This window comes from Microcoleus sp. MON1_C1, from assembly GCF_036701945.1.
Lineage (GTDB): Bacteria > Cyanobacteriota > Cyanobacteriia > Cyanobacteriales > Microcoleaceae > Microcoleus.
In genome coordinates this window covers 13,791-30,630 of sequence record NZ_JAUBRO010000047.1, presented here as the reverse complement: position 1 = coordinate 30,630, position 16,840 = coordinate 13,791, and the positions used below count along the sequence as shown (strand labels likewise).

The window sequence follows — 16,840 nt, the reverse complement described above, 5'->3', positions numbered from 1 at the left end:
AAAATTGTATGGTGCGGATCGATCGCTCTTTATTGTTATTGAATTTTTCTCTAGCGGTGTGGTGGGTAATTCTCATATTTATGCAACAAATCAATAAGCCTCATCAAATGCCTGATGCCTGCTCTCAGGCTCAAAAAATTCGCTTTTTCACTTTCTTGCAAAGAGTCTTAATTGGCACTCTAGCAAGTACATTACTCAATCTCTTTATTTTATTTCCCTCTCCGAGTTTCGCAGAAGTAGTTCTGGGCGTTGTTCGCAGTTCCGAAAATTCTCCCGATTGGGTAAAGATTACCACGCGCCTCTGGGAAAGTGGCATTGCTTACAAACCAATCAATTTGGAAGAAATCAAAAATTTGGCGGATTTAGCAGGCGTTAACGTGCTGTTTTTGCCCAACATTGAAACTTTGAGTCCGGCGCAAATTAAAGTTTTAGAAGCTTGGACAAAACAGGGCGGCCGCTTGATTGCTTCGGGCCCAGTCGGCCGCAGTTCCCCGGCTTTGGTGCGCCAATCTTTGCGATCGCTCCTCGGGGCCTATTGGGCTTTTCCGTTAACCCAGCCGGCTACCCCGCAACCGCGCAGCCGCTGTCGGGATCTTGCTTGCACTACTTCTAGCAATTGGGTGCCGACTGCACAACAAAATGCTTCTGTCCAAGGTGGTGTCTTGATTCCGGCTGATGCGAACAGTCAAACTATTGCTACTTGGAAAGATAGTTCCGGTTCCTCCGCAGCCATCGCCACAGATCGCGCTACCTATCTCGGCTGGCGCTGGGGTAGCGACGGTTCGGGAAATGTAGATAAGGCTTGGCTGCAAGCCTCGATCGCCCGCTGGGGAGGCACGATCGCTTCGCAGCCCTCTGCGCCGCCCACTGCTGCCGCAACCCCACTGCCAACTCCCCCCTCCCGAGTCACTAGAAACAGCCCTAATTCGCCGCGCAGTAACCCGCTGAGCCGACTTTCTCCCTCTGGCTCGGTTCCCGATCCAGTACCTGCAACTTTTACAGACCCTTCCGATCAGGTGGCGGCGGCGGGTTTGGACGTGCAGCCAAATTCCAATAAGCCGATCGTCAGCATTGAAGCGTACTTGATGCGCCAAGAACTCACCAACCTCCTCGGCCGGTTTGAAAGCGCCCTGACAGCATCTAATTCAGCCAATACCGCTGTCAATCTCAATGCTGCTACCACCCCTCAACTGGTGGCTGCAGAACAGGGGGGCGGCGGCCCGGGAGCCAGTCGCTTGACTATTCTGCAAGCTAGCAGGACGGGGGCGATCGCCCAAGCGCGGCAGGTTTTGCAAACTTTTGACCAACTCCTGCAAGAGCAAAACTACGCGGAGGCTAGAAAGCAGTGGGTGGAAGCGCGGCAGTTGCTGTGGCAAAATTACCCGAAGGAAGGACAGCGCGTAGGGGCGGAAATTCGGGCGGTTTGGCTCGATCGCGGTACGATCGTCGCAGCGCGATCGGAACAGGGTTTGGCGGCAGTGTTCGATCGGCTCGCCGCCGCCGGTATCAATACCGTTTTCTTTGAAACTTTGAATGCCGGATATACGATTTATCCCAGTCAAGTTGCACCGCAACAAAATCCCCTAACAGTTGGCTGGGACCCGCTGGCATCTGCGGTTAAATTAGCTCACGAGCGAGGCATGGAACTGCACGCTTGGGTTTGGGTTTTTGCCACAGGAAATAAGCGCCACAATACTTTAATTGGTCAGCCTAGTTCTTATCCCGGGCCGGTACTTTCCGCTCATCCACAGTGGGCGAATATTGACAATAAAGGACGCACCCAAAATCCTAATGATGGTAAATTTTATCTCGATCCGGCGAACCCGGAAGCGCGTAATTATTTGCTGCAAATTGTCAGCGAAATTGCCAACAACTACAAAGTAGATGGGGTGCAATTAGACTATATTCGCTATCCTTTTCAAGATGACAATGCGAATTTTACTTACGGTTACGGTATTGCGGCGAGGCAGCAATTTAGGCAGTTGACTGGTGCAGATCCGGTGAATATTTCCCCCAGGGACGGCAGTTTGTGGCGGCAGTGGGTTGAGTTTAAAACTAATCAAATTAATAGTTTTGTAGCTGAAGTTTCTCAGCTTTTGCGGCAGAATTATCCGCGCACAATTCTGTCGGTGGCGGTGTTTCCGCACCCGGAAAGTCAGCGGATTTACAAAATTCAGCAAAATTGGGAAGTTTGGGCTCGTCAGGGCATAGTAGATTTGATTGTGCCGATGACTTATGCTTTGGATACGAACCGACTTCAGCGCATCACCGAACCCTTGGTAAAGGAACAAATTCTGGGTTCGGCTTTGATTTCTCCGTCGGTTAAGTTGTTGACTCTCCCGGAAGTTGTGGCGATCGACCAAATTCAAGCTTTGCGCGATTTGCCGACTGGGGGCTATGCTATTTTTGCGGTGGAAAGTATCAGCAGCGGGATGCAGGGGTTTTTTAACCGCACTCAAGGCCCGCCGGTGCGTTCCACTTCTGCTGCGGAGCCGATTCCTTACCGACAGCCGTTTGCGGCGGCGGCTTCGCGGTATACTGCTCTCAAGCAGGAATGGAGTTTTTTGTTGGCTAACAATCAGTTGCGGGTGTCGGAATCTGAACTAAAAGTTTTGCAAAGTCGATCGGAGGAATTGGCGCAAGCTTTGAGCACATTGGCGGCCAATCCTTCTACGGAAAGTTTAGCAACTGCTAAAAGATTGTTAAGGGGTTTTCAATCTCAATTTCAATCTTCGATGCGCTTGCATTCTGCCGAAAATAGCTATCAGGTGCAAACTTGGCAAAATCGTTTGGAGAGTTTGGATATGCTGTTACGTTACGGCGAAAGGATGGAGTTGAATCGCAGGTAAATACAGATTTTTGGGTTGTGTGCTGCAGTGGATAGTGCGATCGTGCTAACATTTGGGCGATCGTACTCTCATTAATAAAACTTACGCACGTACTAAGATTTTGTGTCATAGCGAACGTAGGGAAGCACTCTCAAACCCTTGATTTAACGCCCTTGAGTGCGTAAGCCCTAATTAAGTTAGTTCGCGATGCCAGGGGTAATCCTCAGCTTGGTTTTTTCACAGCAATACTTCGTTCGATCCAGCAGATGCAGTAAAAAACCCGGTGGTTGAGCGAAGCCGAAACCCGCTGTCTTGGGTCGGAGTGCGATCGCCAACTGTAAGTTCGTAAGTAGGTCATCGCAAAATAACCATAGTATCTTATCAGAGAGGGTTAGTTAAGATCCACGATCGAAGCGAGTAGAAGAGTCTTCTCACCCGCCCGAACCATGTAACGTTTATTTGCACTTACTTAGTGACGACGAAAGTCCTCAAAACTCTTAAAGGTCGAGATCAAACAATTTGACCCTGAGTGATTAACCGGATTTGATATTACTCGCTCGTCTCTCGCTCCAACATTTTAACATCTACTAATTTAAACTGCCACTTTTAATTACTTTGAGGATGAATATGTTTCCTAAACCCCTCAATCGTTTGGCTACAAAATTTATCGGCAAAGCTCCATTACAAACGGTGCTCGTGGTTCCTTTTTTAGTGCAAATTGTCGGCACGGTAGGAGTTGTAGGTTGGCTATCTTTTCAAAACGGTCAGCGGGCAGTCAACGAGGTTGCCGCTCAGTTGCGGGGAGAAATTAGCGATCGCATCAAAGACCGCATGGAAAATTATATGTCAATTCCCCACATTGTCAATCACCTGAACGTTCAAGGCATAAAATTGGGGCAGTTGAACCTAGAAGACAACCAAAAACTCGAACATCATTTCCTAGAACAAATTCAATATTTTGATTCGATCAGCATCATTTACACAGGTAAAGAAAATGGAGAACATTCGGGAGCAATCCGCACTAAAGAGCGGATTTTGATATCTGCTGCCGACAGCTCTACTAACAATAAATTAGCTCGCTATACTGCTGACTCTCAGGGAAACCGCGTTCAATTAGTGCAAATTTCACCCGATATTTACGATCCGCGAACTCGCCCTTGGTACATAGCTGCGGCTGCGGCAAAAAAACCTATTTGGACTCCAATTTATACAGATTTTTTGACTAGGGAACTGGCAATTACTGCTGCTTTGCCTATCTACGACGACGCTGGCAAATTGTTAGGAGTAGCGGGCAGCGACTTGCTGTTTTCTCGAATCAAAGAATTTCTCATCAGCCTCAAAATTGGCAAATCAGGACAAACTTTTGTCATGGAGCGTTCGGGGATGTTAATTGCTACTTCAACGGCGAGTGCAGAATTTGTGGTGGAAGGTAAAGAAACAAGACGCATCAAAGCTTCAGAAAGCGACAATCCGGTAATTCGACAAACCGCACAGCATTTAGATAAACACTACGACAGCTTAGCTAAAATCAATAATTCTCAACAGCTTACTTTTGATGTTGACCGCAAGCGGAATTTTATTCAGGTAGCTCCTTTTAAAGACGATCGAGGGTTGGATTGGCTGATTGTAGTAGTTGTACCAGAGTCTGACTTTATGGAGCAAATTAACCTCAACACGCGCACGACTTTTTTACTGTCGCTTGCAGCGTTGATGGGGGCGACAATCCTGGGGATTCTTACTGCGAAATGGGTAGTGCAGCCGATTTTAAGATTGAATGCAGCGGCGAAAGCTTTGGCGCGGAATGAATGGGATACAAAGCTCACTCTGAATCGCCAAGATGAACTCGGAGAACTTGCCACTGCTTTTAACAGCATGGCAGAGCAATTGCAGCATTCATTTACTTCCCTCTCAGAAAGCGAAAGCCGAGTCAAACAATTTCTCAATGCAGTACCGCTAGGCATTTTTATTGCAGAGCCCAACGGTCAACCTCACTACATTAACCCTACAGGAAAAAAACTTTTATCTCAAGGAATTGTGGCAGCCGATGCCGAAAAATTGCGCCAATTCTACCGAGTTTATTTAGCTGGAACTCAGGAAATTTACCCGGCGGAACGCGACCCAATTTTAAATGCTTTGCAGGGCAAAACTGTAACTGTTGATGACATTGAAATCTCCTCGAATAACAAAACTGTTCCCCTGCAAGTTTGGGGAACTCCTATTTACGACGCCCAAGGAAATATTATTTACGGAATGTGCGCTTTTCAAGATATTACGAAACGGAAACTAGCGGAGAAATTATTAAGGGCATACAACCAAAATTTAGCAGTGCAAGTTGCAGAACGCACCGCAGATCTTGCTAAGGCAAAAGAAAAGTTTTCTAAAGCTTTTCGTTCGAGTCCGAATGCGATTACAATTACAAGAATTCGTGACGGTTGCCACCTAGAAGTTAATGATAGTTTTTGCCGGATGATGGGCTACACCCAGGAAGAAATTATCGGTAAAACAGCGGTTGAACTCAACTTTTGGGCGAGTTTGAAAGAGCGTGACCGCATGATTCAAATGTTAAAAGACAAGACAGCAATTCACAATTATGAGCTGACGTTTCGCAATAAAAATGGTACAGAAAGAACGGCACTGCTGTCTATAGAAACCATCGATATTGACGGAGAAGCTTGTTTTTTGTCGATGTCTAGCGATATTACCGAGCGCCAAAAAGCAGAAACTGCCCTCCGGGAAGCCGAAGAAAAGTACCGCAACATTTATGAAAATGCTTTGAATGGAATTTTTCAAACTGCTGTTGACGGGAAATACATCAGCGCTAACCCCGCTTTAGCTAACATCTACGGTTACGACTCGCCTGCCGATTTAATAGCAGCACAGCCGAATTTCAATAACCAGCTTTACGTGAAACCCAACCGCCGCGACGAATTTGCAGCGCTGATGAACGAGTACGGGATACTATCAAACTTTGAATCGGAAATTTACCGCAAAGATGGCAGCATAATCTGGATTTCGGAAAATAGTCGCGCTGTCTGCGATGAAGCAGGAAATTTACTTTACTACGAAGGTTTTATTAAAGACATTACTGATAGCAAACAAGCGGAAATCAAAATGCAGCAGGCGAAAGAAGCGGCCGAAGCAGCAAACAAAGCTAAGAGTACCTTTCTCGCCAATATGAGCCACGAATTGCGATCGCCCCTGAATGCGATCATCGGCTTTGCTCAAGTCCTGATCCGCAGTCAAACTTTGTCTCAGGACAATCAAGAAAATGTCGGAATTATCCTGCGGAGTGGCGAACATTTACTGGCTTTAATTAACCAAGTTTTAGACTTGTCAAAAATCGAAGCCGGACGCACGACGCTTAATGTAAAAAGCTTCGATTTGTACCAACTAATCGACGATTTAGAAGATATGTTTGCTCTCAAAGCTGAGCAAAAAGGTTTGCAACTAATCTTCGACACAGATGCAGAAGTTCCCCATTACATTTGTACTGATGAAGTTAAATTGCGGCAAGTCTTAATTAATTTGCTCAATAATGCAATTAAATTTACTTCAGAAGGCGGAGTGTCGGTGCAAGTCAAAGGAGGAAGGCGGAATATACATAAAAACAGCACTGACCAATTGCCCGGCCGCTACTGGCTGCATTTTGAAGTTCAAGATACTGGTGCAGGCATTGCTGCTGAGGAAATCCATCAGTTGTTTGAAGCATTTGTGCAGACGAAAACAGGTAAAGATTCTCAGGAAGGAACGGGTTTAGGTTTAGCTATTAGCCGCCAGTTCGTGCAATTAATGGGAGGTGAAATTACTGTTAGCAGCGACATCGGAAAGGGTGCATTATTTCAGTTTGACATCCAAGTTCATCTGGTTGAAGCTAGTGATATTGAAAGCAGAAAAACTCAACGTCGAGTTGTTGCCCTCGAACCGAATCAGCCGAGTTATCGCTTGCTAATTGTGGACGACAAACCTTTGAATCGCCAACTGTTAGTAAAACTTCTCAGTCCACTCGAATTTGAGTTGAGAGAAGCAAATAACGGTAAAGAAGCGGTTGATATTTTTATGGAGTGGGAACCGCATCTGATTTGGATGGACATGAGAATGCCTGTCATGGACGGCTATGAGGCAACGAAACAGATTAAAACTACAACTGGCGGGCAAGCAACGGCGATTGTGGCCCTAACTGCGAGCGTTTTGGAGGAAGAACGGGCGGTGATTCTTTCGGCGGGTTGCGATGATTTTATGCGGAAACCGTTCCGAGAGGAGGATATCTTTGTGGCAATGGGAAAACATTTAGGAGTACGCTATATTTATGAAGATCCAACCGCAGTAAGTGCCGCAGGTGTAGATGAGTCAAGTCAGGAGGTGCTGACACCCGAGGCTTTTGCCTCTCTTTCTCCAGACTGGATAGCCCAATTCAAGCAAAGTATTTTGAGTGTGGACATGGAGGCGATCGCTAGTTCGATCGCACAAATCGGCACTGTCAATCCCTCTCTTGCGGCTAAGCTTCAAGATTGCATTAATAATTTTGAATATGACAGAATTTTGAACCTAATCGATATTAGCGAAAAACAGTAAGTACCCGATGACTTCAACTTTACCTATAACCAATCGAGCTAATATTTTAGTAGTGGATGATACGCCAGAAAACCTGCGGCTACTGACCGGAATTTTGAGCGAAAAAGGCTATCAAGTTCGCCCCGTACCCAATGGCAAGCTAGCATTGTCTGCTGCTCAAAAAATACCCCCAGATATAGTGCTGCTGGATATTATGATGCCGGAAATGGACGGCTATCAAGTTTGTCAGCAACTCAAAGCTTCTGAAATTACAAAAGACATTCCTGTTATTTTTATTAGTGCGATTAATGACGTGCTGGATAAAGTTAAAGCTTTTGCAGTTGGCGGAGTTGACTTTATTACTAAACCGTTTCAGGTTGAAGAAGTTTTAGCCCGGATAGAAACTCATTTAAAAATTTGTTCGCTGCAACAAACTTTGCAAGAGAAAAATCAAGATTTAGCAACGGCGCTGCACCAACTGCAAGCCACCCAAGAGCATTTGATTCAATCGGAAAAAATGGCAGCCTTGGGACAACTTATTGCCGGCATTGCCCACGAAATCAATACACCCCTGGGCATTATAGGTTCTTCTGTTAATAATATAGCTAATTTTTCTGACGAGTTTTTAGAAAAATTTCCTGAAATTTATCAACAACTTTCTGACGAAAGCAAAGCTTATTTTTTAGCTTTACTGTACAGAGCAACCCATCAAGAATTTTTATTCACAAGCAGAGAGAAACGGAAATTTAAGCAGCAGTTAGCGGCGGATTTGATGGCAGAATCTGTTGAAAACTCCGAGGAAATTGCCGATACTTTAGTTGACATGGAAATTTACGAAAAAATAGAAGAGTTTTTGCCACTTTTTAAATCGCCGGATTGGGAAGTAGTTTTAAATAGTGCTTACCAGTTTGCGAGCTTTAAAAAAAGTATTAGCCTGATCCAAAGAGCAACAGCGAAGTCTGGGAAAGTAGTATTTGCCTTAAAAACTTACGCTCATTTTGATAGCAAACTAGAAAAAGTCCAGGCCGACTTACACGATGGCATTGAAACGGTATTAACCCTTTATCAAAATCAACTGAAACACGGTATAGAAGTAGTTAAAAACTATGGAGATTTACCCCAAATTATGTGCTATCCCGATGACTTAAATCAAGTTTGGACTAATCTCGTTCATAATGCCCTGCAAGCCATGGATTATAAAGGTATTTTGACGATTGAAACTCGGCAACAAGAGGCAACTATTTTCCTCAAGTTTACTGATAACGGCAAAGGTATTCCCTCAGAAGTTATTCCCAAAATTTTTCAGCCGTTTTTTACGACTAAAGCTGCGGGCGAAGGTAGCGGTTTGGGATTGGATATTGTGAGAAAAATTGTGGAAAAACACGAAGGCACAATTGCTGTAGATTCTGTACCGGGGCAGACAACTTTTACAGTCTCGCTGCCTATTTATTAAACAAAACTTACCTGCAGGGGGCTGATTCCCGGTGACACTCGTCGCTGTCTCGCTGACAAATACAAGATTTATTACAAGAAACCGGGTTTATCTTCGGAAGTCCTATTAAAATAAGATAGGGGACAGATATCCTGCTTCCTTGCCCGAAATAAATAATGTAAAAGCAAGTCATGTCAGTAAACCTACTAAAATTTAAGCAGATAAGAAAAGATGAATAAGCCTATAATTCTTTGTGTTGATGATGAACCGGATATCTTGAATACTCTCAAGATGCAGCTTAAAAATGAATTTAAAAATGATTACTTTTATGAATTAGCTGAAAGTGGGGATGAAGCTTTAGATTTACTGGAGGAGTTTCAAGAAAAAGCTCAGGTTATTGTGGTTGTTTCTGATTGGCTGATGCCGGGAATTAAAGGTGACGAACTTTTAATTAAAGTTCACCAAAAGTATCCTAAAATTATTAAAGTGATGTTGACTGGACAAGCTGATGCAGCGGCAGTTCAGCGGGCAGTAGAAGAAGCAGATTTATACTGTTGTTTGTACAAACCCTGGCAAAGCAAAGACTTAATAGAGATTATAAAATCTGGGGTGGCTAAGTTATGAAAAAACCTGTGATTGTTTGTATTGATGATGAACCTGACGTTTTAAATAGTTTAAAGATAGAACTGAAAAAGGCGATCGGCGATCGGTGTATAATTGAAACCGCTGAAGGGGGGGCTGATGCTTTAGAGTTGCTGGCCGATTTGCAGGCAGATGAATACGAGATTGCTTTGGTGCTTTCCGATTATATCATGCCGGATATTAAAGGGGATGAACTGCTCAGAAGAATTCACGAGAACTCGCCGGAAACTCTGACCATTATGCTCACGGGGCAAGCAGATTTAGAAGCCCTGAGTAATGCTATCAAGTATGCTAAATTGTACCGTTATATTCCTAAACCTTGGCAAAATGAAGACTTAAAATTAACGGTAGTAGAAGCGGTTCACAGTTACTTGCAAGATCAAAAGTTAACAGATGAAATTCATAAGCGCCAAGAAGCAAACGAGGAGTTAAAGCTAGTAAATGAGGCGCTGTCTGCGAGTGAAAGCCGCCTGAGTCAATTTTTAGAAGCTTTGCCAGTGGGGGTATCTGTTTATCATTCCGATGGCTCGATCGCCTATTTCAACCAGGCAGCGCGGGATTTGCTGGGTGCAGACACTATCCCGGAAAGCACTGCGGAACAATTAGCTGCCACTTATCAACTTTATGTTGCCAATACTGATGAGCTGTACCCGCCGGATAATCTGCCAATTTTGCGGACACTGAAAGGAGAATCTGTCAAGGTTGACGATGTAGAAATCCGTCAAGAGGGCAAAAGAATTGCGATCGAGATCAATACCACGCCGATTTTTGACGCTAGCGGAAATATTGTTTATGCGATCGCAGCTTTTCAAGATATTAGCGATCGCAAACAAGCCGAAAAAATACTAGCAGAATATCACCACACCTTAGAAGCCCAAATTGACGAACGCACAGAACAACTGCAACAAGCCGCATTAGCTGCTGAAGCAGCCAACAAAGCTAAAAGCACCTTTCTGGCCAATATGAGCCACGAGTTACGCACCCCTCTCAATTCTATACTCGGCTTTGCACAAATCATGGAACCCAGCCCGGATCTTAGTGTCGAAAACCGAGAAAATATGAGAATTATTCGGCGTAGTGGCGAACACTTGCTGACATTGATCAATGAAGTCTTAGACTTGTCAAAAATCGAAGCGGGGCAGATGACGCTCTACCCGAAAAACTTCGACCTCTACCGCTTGCTTGACGATTTGCAAGATATGTTTCAACTGCGGGTAGAGAATCAAGAGTTGCAGTTGCGTTTCCACCGCGATGCTGAGGTTCCTCAGTACGTGCGAACCGATGATATTAAACTGCGGCAAGTGCTGATTAATCTTCTGAGTAATGCGATTAAGTTTACGGAAACAGGCGAAATCATCTTAAGAGTTATAAAGTTAGAAAAATCGGCATCTCTGGATTTATTGGATAGTCCCACAGCTTGCTTTGATACCACAAGAAGTATTCGGGATTTTTCGACAACTAGCAGTGATTTGGCAACGCTTCCATGGAGGGATGAGGCTGAGGATTCAAGTGGGTCTGCTTTTTTCCTTCTGTTTGAAATTGAAGATACAGGAGTTGGCATTAGTCCGGAAGAATTGGGCAATATTTTTAAGGCTTTTGTGCAAACAGATTCCGGTAAAAAAAATCAGAAAGGTACGGGCTTAGGATTGAAGATCAGCCGTCAATTTGTCCGCCTGATGGGAGGAGAAATTGTGGTAGAAAGTCAACTGGAACTCGGCACCACTTTTAAATTTGAAATTCCAGTCGGTGCAGTTTATGCTGCTGAGCTTCCCGATCCGCAACTTAACCGCCAAGTTAGTGGGTTGGAACCCAATCAACCGTGCTACCGGATTTTAATTGTGGACGATCGCGAAGACAACCGCCAACTTTTAGTCAAAATGCTTTCTCCTTTAGGTTTCGTGGTGGAACAAGCCACCAACGGCCAGGAAGCAATAGAAATGTGGGAAAATTGGCATCCGCATTTAATTTTGATGGATGTGCGAATGCCAGTGATGGACGGCTACGAAGCTACTACACAAATTAAGGCTAGAATCAAGCAGAGAGAGCAAGAGCAGCAAGGAAATGGGGAAATGGATATTTCCCATCCCGACTCCCCGATCCCGAAGATTATTGCTTTGACAGCTAGTACAATTGAAGGAAAGCGATCGTTTGCTTTATTAGTCGGCTGCGACGATTTTATTAGCAAACCTTTCCGCAAAACAGATATATTTGATACCCTCAGCAAACACTTGGGGGTGAAGTATGTCTACTCTAACTCAACGGACTTTATCTCAACAGGCGATCGAAATAATTTATCTGACTCCCTCCCTAATGCTGCGCTTGCTTATTTACCTACACTTCCCGCAGAATGGATAGACAACATGAAGCAGGTAATCCGCAGTGCTGATTTTGAGTTAATTGTCAGGACAATCGACGAAATAAGGGAGCCTCATCCTGAATTGGCGGAAATCCTCCAGGGTCATCTCGATAATTTTGATTACCAGAAAATTCTCAATTTAATTGCCGAGGCGGAGGAATCAGATCATGCAGATGAAGGCGGAACAAACTGAAAACTATCAAGCAGATATTTTAGTAGTTGACGATACGCCAGATAATCTGCGTTTGTTGATTAGACTTTTGCAAAAAAATGGCTATAAAGTTCGACCAGTTACTAATGGTTTTTCGGCGTTAGATGCAATTCAATCTAGCGCACCCGATTTGATTTTACTCGATATTATGATGCCGGATATTGACGGCTACGAACTATGTAAAAAATTAAAATCACAACCGCAATTTAGGGAAATTCCCATCATTTTTCTCAGCGCGCTAGAAGAAGGAATAAATAAAGCAAAAGCTTTTGAAGTTGGCGGAGCAGATTATATAACCAAACCTTTTCAAGTGAAAGAAGTATTGGCGCGAGTGAGCAATCAGCTTACTGTGCGTTCATTGCAAATACAATTGCAACAAAAAAATCAAAAATTGACCGCTCAAAATCTCCAGTTGCACCAAGAAATCGCTGAACGCCACCAGGTGGAAATGGAAACAAGATTGCTGCTGCAGGCCACTCAAGCTATTAGCAAATCTGAGGATTTTGAGTCGGCTATAGATGTGATTTTAGGTTTAATTTGCAAAACTATTGAATGGAATCTGGGCGAAGCTTGGATTCCTTGCAGTGAGGGCTTTTTAAAATGCGCTACAGGGAGGTACGTCAGCGACTTGAGGTTTGCCCAATTCCGACAAACAAGTTGGCAGTTGATTTTTGCTCCCGGTGTGGGACTCCCAGGCAGGATTTGGCAGTCGCAGCAGTCTGAATGGATCGATGATGTTTCTACTGCACCGGAACAAGTTTTTTTACGATCGGAAATTGCGGTGAGTGTGGGATTGAAAGCGGCTTTTGGAGTGCCAATTTTGGCGGACAACCAAGTGTTAGCTATTTTGATTTTCTATCGCGAAAAAGTTCTGAAATGTCAGCCGCGCTTGTTGGAATTAGTGAGCGCGGTTGCTACGCAGCTAGGTTCGTTGATTCAGCGGAAACAAGCTGAAGCAGCGCTGAAAGTGCAGCAAGGACAAACCGAGAAATTGCTGCTGAATATTTTACCGAAACCTATTGCAGATCGCTTGCAAAAAGAGCAAAAGTTGATAGCGGATCATTTTGATGAGGTGAGCGTCTTGTTTGCTGATTTGGTGGGTTTTACAGAGTTTTCGGCTCACAAAAGTCCGACGCAGTTGGTAGAAATTTTGAACGGGATTTTTTCGGAGTTCGATAGGTTATCTGAATTGCACGGGTTGGAAAAGATTAAGACGATTGGGGATGCTTACATGGTGGTTGGGGGTTTGCCGACGCCGCGGGAGGATCACTCTGAGGCGATCGCACTTTTAGCTTTGGAGATGCAGGCAGCTTTGAGGAGGTTTAATGCCAAAATGGGAGAAAATTTTCAATTGAGGCTCGGAATTGACAGCGGTTCGGTGGTGGCTGGAATTATTGGGATTAGTAAATTTAGCTATGATTTGTGGGGGGATACTGTTAATGTTGCTTCACGCATGGAATCTAACGGATTGCCTGGTAAAATTCAAGTGACGGCGGCCACTTACGAGCGTTTGAAAGAGCAGTTTGTTTTGGAAAAACGGGGTTATATCCCGATTAAAGGTAAAGGAAGAATGCTGACTTACTGGTTAATTGAAGAACAAAAGAAATCTTTTTAATTTTTTGATGTTAATTTAAATTAAGATGAAAATTAGACCGCATTTATACTTTCAGGAGGGCTAATCCTTTGCAAACATTTGAAACAAAATCCCCGACAGCATGGAAAAAAGTTCTGGTTATTTTAATATCACTGCTAGCAGTAGCGGTACTGTCGATCGTTAGTTTTATCGCTATTCCAGGAGAAAAAACAATGTTTGCTGGAACAAGACCTGCCAATATCGGCATTCAGTCAGGAAAACTCGCAGCGTGCCCGAGTTCCCCCAACTGCGTCAGCAGCTTCAGTCAAGATGCCGAACACAAAATTGAGCCTTTGGCATACACTTCGTCCCAGAGTGAAGCGATGGTAAAGCTCCAAGGGGCGATCGACTCCTATGGAAAAACTAAAATTATCACGGCAACTGATAATTACCTCTATGCGGAGTTCACCAGTGCTTTGATGGGGTTTGTTGATGACGTTGAATTTTTGGTAGATGATGAAGCAAAAGTCATCCATGTGCGATCGGCTTCGCGTCTGGGAGAGTCGGATATGGGAGTTAACCGCAGTCGGATAGAAGCTATTAGAACTGAATTCAATCAACTCTGAACTTAAAATTTCTAGCTTTCCGCAAGCCCCTCTCCTGCAAGATGAGGGGCTTTGATATTTTGCTATTACTATGTAATGTTGATTTTTCACCATCTAGTTAACAATTATTAACAGTAGGTACACCGCGAAGGAGTCTCCTGGAGGGGGAGTAGGACACAGCAATGCGGTGTCCCTACGGTTGGCTTTGAGTTTTAATACTTGTTATAAGATTGACGATTGTAGAGTTTTAGAATCTTTAAAATAGCTGAGTGCGCTACCACACCAGAAGAGATGCCGTAGTATTCCTATAGTATTAAACAACCTAAATTATACACTTCTGACTTTAGGGAGAGGGAACTGAACGAATTAATTTCTACTATTAATGTAAGTAGAGCAAAGAGGAAAAAATACATGGCACTTCAAAAATTAGCAGAATTTTATCCTAACTATCAGGAAGAGATCTTTGCTGGAGACGACATCAAGGGATTTGATGTTTATGCTGGCGACTCTGATGAAAAAGTAGGCACTGTTTATGATGCTTTGGTTGATGACACTGGTCGTTTCCGCTATCTGGTAATTGATACCGGTATTTGGATTTTTGGCAAAAAAGTATTGTTGCCCATCGGTTCGGCTCGCTTCGACTACGGAGCCCGTCGCGTCCACGCCACAGGCCTTCGCAACAAAGCTCAAGCAGAACAATTGCCGGCTTACAATGAATTAGAAGCAGTAGATTACGATCGCGAAGAACAGGTAAGAGGCGTCTACCGCAATCAAGAAACTGCCGCTCCAAGCACTGCAACTGCGTCTAGCTACGATCGCAGCAGCTACAACTACGATATGGACCGCCCCCTCTACGAAACCAACGAACAGCAGCACCAAAATCTCAAGCTTTATGAAGAACGCTTGATTGCCAACAAACACCGCGCAAAAACAGGCGAAGTAACAGTGGGCAAGCGCGTCGAAACTGAAACAGCGCGAGCTTCAGTCCCCATTGAAAAAGAACGAGTCGTAATCGATCGAGTAACCCCGGTAGAAGCGGGTCGAGTAGTTTCAGTCGGTGAGGCTGACTTCCAATCAGGGGAAGTTGCACGCATGGAAGTCTACGAAGAAACGGCCGACATCCACAAGGAAGCTTTCGTCCGGGAAGAAGTCAACGTCAGAAAAGAAGTTGTTCGCACCACTGTTGAGGGCGAAGAAACCTTGCGTCGTGAAGAATTAGAGGTTAAGACCGATGGAACTGCGGTTGTAGATAATAAAAATATCTAAACCAACCGCAACAGGTATTGCATAGGAATTTCGCCTTAATGACATAATTCTGTCAGGGCGCGGGCTTGATTTGATGGGTAGCGATCGCGCAATTCCTATGTGAGCGGGGGCGGGGGTACAACACTTGTCTAGTTTTGGCAAAGTTGATGCCCTTTCCCCGCCTTTACCAATTTCCCCTTACCACTTCATAATAAAAATCCCTAAGCAGGAAAGTTTAAAAAATGAACGGTCAAGCATCAGCAGAAAAGATAGCAACTGCCAAATCAATCACCCGTCTCAACCGGGTGCCTGAAAAAGTCAGAACTAAGCTAAAAAGTTTTACCGTCAAAGACAACAAAGGTCACTTGGTAGGCAAAATTAAAGATGTCTATTTTGATGCTAAAGGTCAGTTAAACTTTGTAGTAGCCGGACTAGGTAGCGAAAATCCCCGCACTTTTTTATTAAGTATTAAGCTGCTCAAAAAAGTCGATTATCACCAAAAGTCGCTGTTTGTAACTATTAATTCGGATCAAGTCGATCTGCTGCCGATAGTTTCGGCAAATGGGGGTAATCCCTATTTAGAAAATGCCTCTGAAACGCATAGCGAATTTAACAACAGTGAGTTAACCAATCCCTCAACAGATATGTCAAATCTAACAGATGCCGATCGCACAGATGCAAATTTGGAGACAGATCAGGATGAGGAAAACTTCGATATTGTCGATCAAGAAGTAATTCGCCTGCTAGAAGAACGATTGGTGATCAATCGCAGCAAGCGCAAAGTCGGCGAAGTCATAGTGCGTAAAGAAATTGAAACTAGGATGGTCCAAGTACCCATCCAGTGGGAAAAGCTGATTGTCGAACAAGTCGGCGACGATCCGAAGGTGTTGGCCGAAATAGATTTAGGTGAGGGAAACATCACCGGTATAGATTTGACGGAGATTAAGAGCGATCGGCAAGAACCGACAGTTAAGGCTGAATTTACCTCTGTCCAGAAAGCTAGCAAGATCTTAAATTCGATCGCCTCTCAACCCCGTCACGGTTGCGTCAAAGTCCGCCTAGAACTCGTTCTGGAAGACAAGCAACTTGAGGATACTTACCAAAAATGGATGACGGAACACCACTCAGAAAGTTAAAATATTCGTCCTTTTCGGTCTAGATTTTAGCTATTAGCGAGAAACTTAAATCTAAGAGCGGACTGTGGCGAGTCGTGCTGGGGAGAAAGTTCACCGCCTTCTACTAAGATCGTGTTCGGTAAATTAACCGTAATTTTGGTAGGGGCGGGTTCACCCATATCTATAATATAAGCGCGAGCTCGGTCAACCCGCCCCGACCGGGATATTGAAATTTTTAGCAATCGACCTCTAGACAAAATGGTAGCCAATTGCGGTAAAATT

Annotated in this window: 9 protein-coding genes; all 9 read left to right on the top strand. The window is 44.3% G+C overall.

Annotated elements, in window-relative coordinates; genetic code table 11:
• The first annotated feature begins 107 nt into the window (after positions 1 to 107).
• The 9 genes from QUA62_RS22830 to QUA62_RS22790 all read left to right on the top strand — a co-directional run bounded on the left by QUA62_RS22830 (position 108) and on the right by QUA62_RS22790 (position 16,579).
• On the top strand, positions 108 to 2,849 hold the full coding sequence (locus QUA62_RS22830; protein ID WP_445301702.1) for a family 10 glycosylhydrolase: 2,742 nt from the start codon (positions 108 to 110) through the stop codon (positions 2,847 to 2,849).
• A 606-nt stretch (positions 2,850 to 3,455) separates the two neighbouring features.
• Positions 3,456 to 7,400, top strand: coding sequence for a PAS domain S-box protein (locus QUA62_RS22825; RefSeq protein WP_333406967.1), 3,945 nt, complete (start codon positions 3,456 to 3,458; stop codon positions 7,398 to 7,400).
• Between the two features lie 7 nt (positions 7,401 to 7,407).
• The gene (locus QUA62_RS22820; RefSeq protein WP_333406965.1) at positions 7,408 to 8,832 is read left to right on the top strand and encodes a response regulator; all 1,425 of its coding nucleotides are present in this window, start codon (positions 7,408 to 7,410) and stop codon (positions 8,830 to 8,832) included.
• A 210-nt stretch (positions 8,833 to 9,042) separates the two neighbouring features.
• Entirely contained in the window at positions 9,043 to 9,435 is a 393-nt protein-coding gene (locus QUA62_RS22815; RefSeq protein WP_333406963.1) for a response regulator, read from the top strand.
• Complete coding sequence (locus tag QUA62_RS22810) at positions 9,432 to 12,002, top strand: response regulator (RefSeq protein WP_333406961.1); 2,571 nt, start codon at positions 9,432 to 9,434, stop codon at positions 12,000 to 12,002. The genes QUA62_RS22815 and QUA62_RS22810 overlap by 4 nt, the downstream gene beginning before the upstream one ends.
• On the top strand, positions 11,977 to 13,635 hold the full coding sequence (locus QUA62_RS22805) for an adenylate/guanylate cyclase domain-containing protein (RefSeq protein WP_333406959.1): 1,659 nt from the start codon (positions 11,977 to 11,979) through the stop codon (positions 13,633 to 13,635). The genes QUA62_RS22810 and QUA62_RS22805 overlap by 26 nt, the downstream gene beginning before the upstream one ends.
• Before the next feature lie 68 nt (positions 13,636 to 13,703).
• Positions 13,704 to 14,219, top strand: coding sequence for a DUF1499 domain-containing protein (locus tag QUA62_RS22800; protein WP_333406957.1), 516 nt, complete (start codon positions 13,704 to 13,706; stop codon positions 14,217 to 14,219).
• A gap of 390 nt (positions 14,220 to 14,609) precedes the next feature.
• Positions 14,610 to 15,464 carry a DUF2382 domain-containing protein gene (locus QUA62_RS22795; protein ID WP_333285063.1) on the top strand — a complete coding sequence of 285 codons (855 nt, stop codon included), beginning with the start codon at positions 14,610 to 14,612 and terminating at the stop codon, positions 15,462 to 15,464.
• Between the two features lie 221 nt (positions 15,465 to 15,685).
• Positions 15,686 to 16,579 carry a DUF2382 domain-containing protein gene (locus QUA62_RS22790; protein WP_333406955.1) on the top strand — a complete coding sequence of 298 codons (894 nt, stop codon included), beginning with the start codon at positions 15,686 to 15,688 and terminating at the stop codon, positions 16,577 to 16,579.
• The last annotated feature ends 261 nt before the right edge of the window (positions 16,580 to 16,840 follow it).

Bases quoted from the DNA above. Each gene is read 5' to 3' on its own strand.
- QUA62_RS22790 (WP_333406955.1), top strand. From the start codon at position 15,686: ATGAACGGTCAAGCATCAGCAGAAAAGATAGCAACTGCCAAATCAATC.
- QUA62_RS22825 (WP_333406967.1), top strand. From the start codon at position 3,456: ATGTTTCCTAAACCCCTCAATCGTTTGGCTACAAAATTTATCGGCAAA.
- QUA62_RS22795 (WP_333285063.1), top strand. From the start codon at position 14,610: ATGGCACTTCAAAAATTAGCAGAATTTTATCCTAACTATCAGGAAGAG.
- QUA62_RS22810 (WP_333406961.1), top strand. From the start codon at position 9,432: ATGAAAAAACCTGTGATTGTTTGTATTGATGATGAACCTGACGTTTTA.
- QUA62_RS22820 (WP_333406965.1), top strand. From the start codon at position 7,408: ATGACTTCAACTTTACCTATAACCAATCGAGCTAATATTTTAGTAGTG.
- QUA62_RS22815 (WP_333406963.1), top strand. From the start codon at position 9,043: ATGAATAAGCCTATAATTCTTTGTGTTGATGATGAACCGGATATCTTG.
- QUA62_RS22830 (WP_445301702.1), top strand. From the start codon at position 108: ATGCCTGATGCCTGCTCTCAGGCTCAAAAAATTCGCTTTTTCACTTTC.
- QUA62_RS22805 (WP_333406959.1), top strand. From the start codon at position 11,977: ATGCAGATGAAGGCGGAACAAACTGAAAACTATCAAGCAGATATTTTA.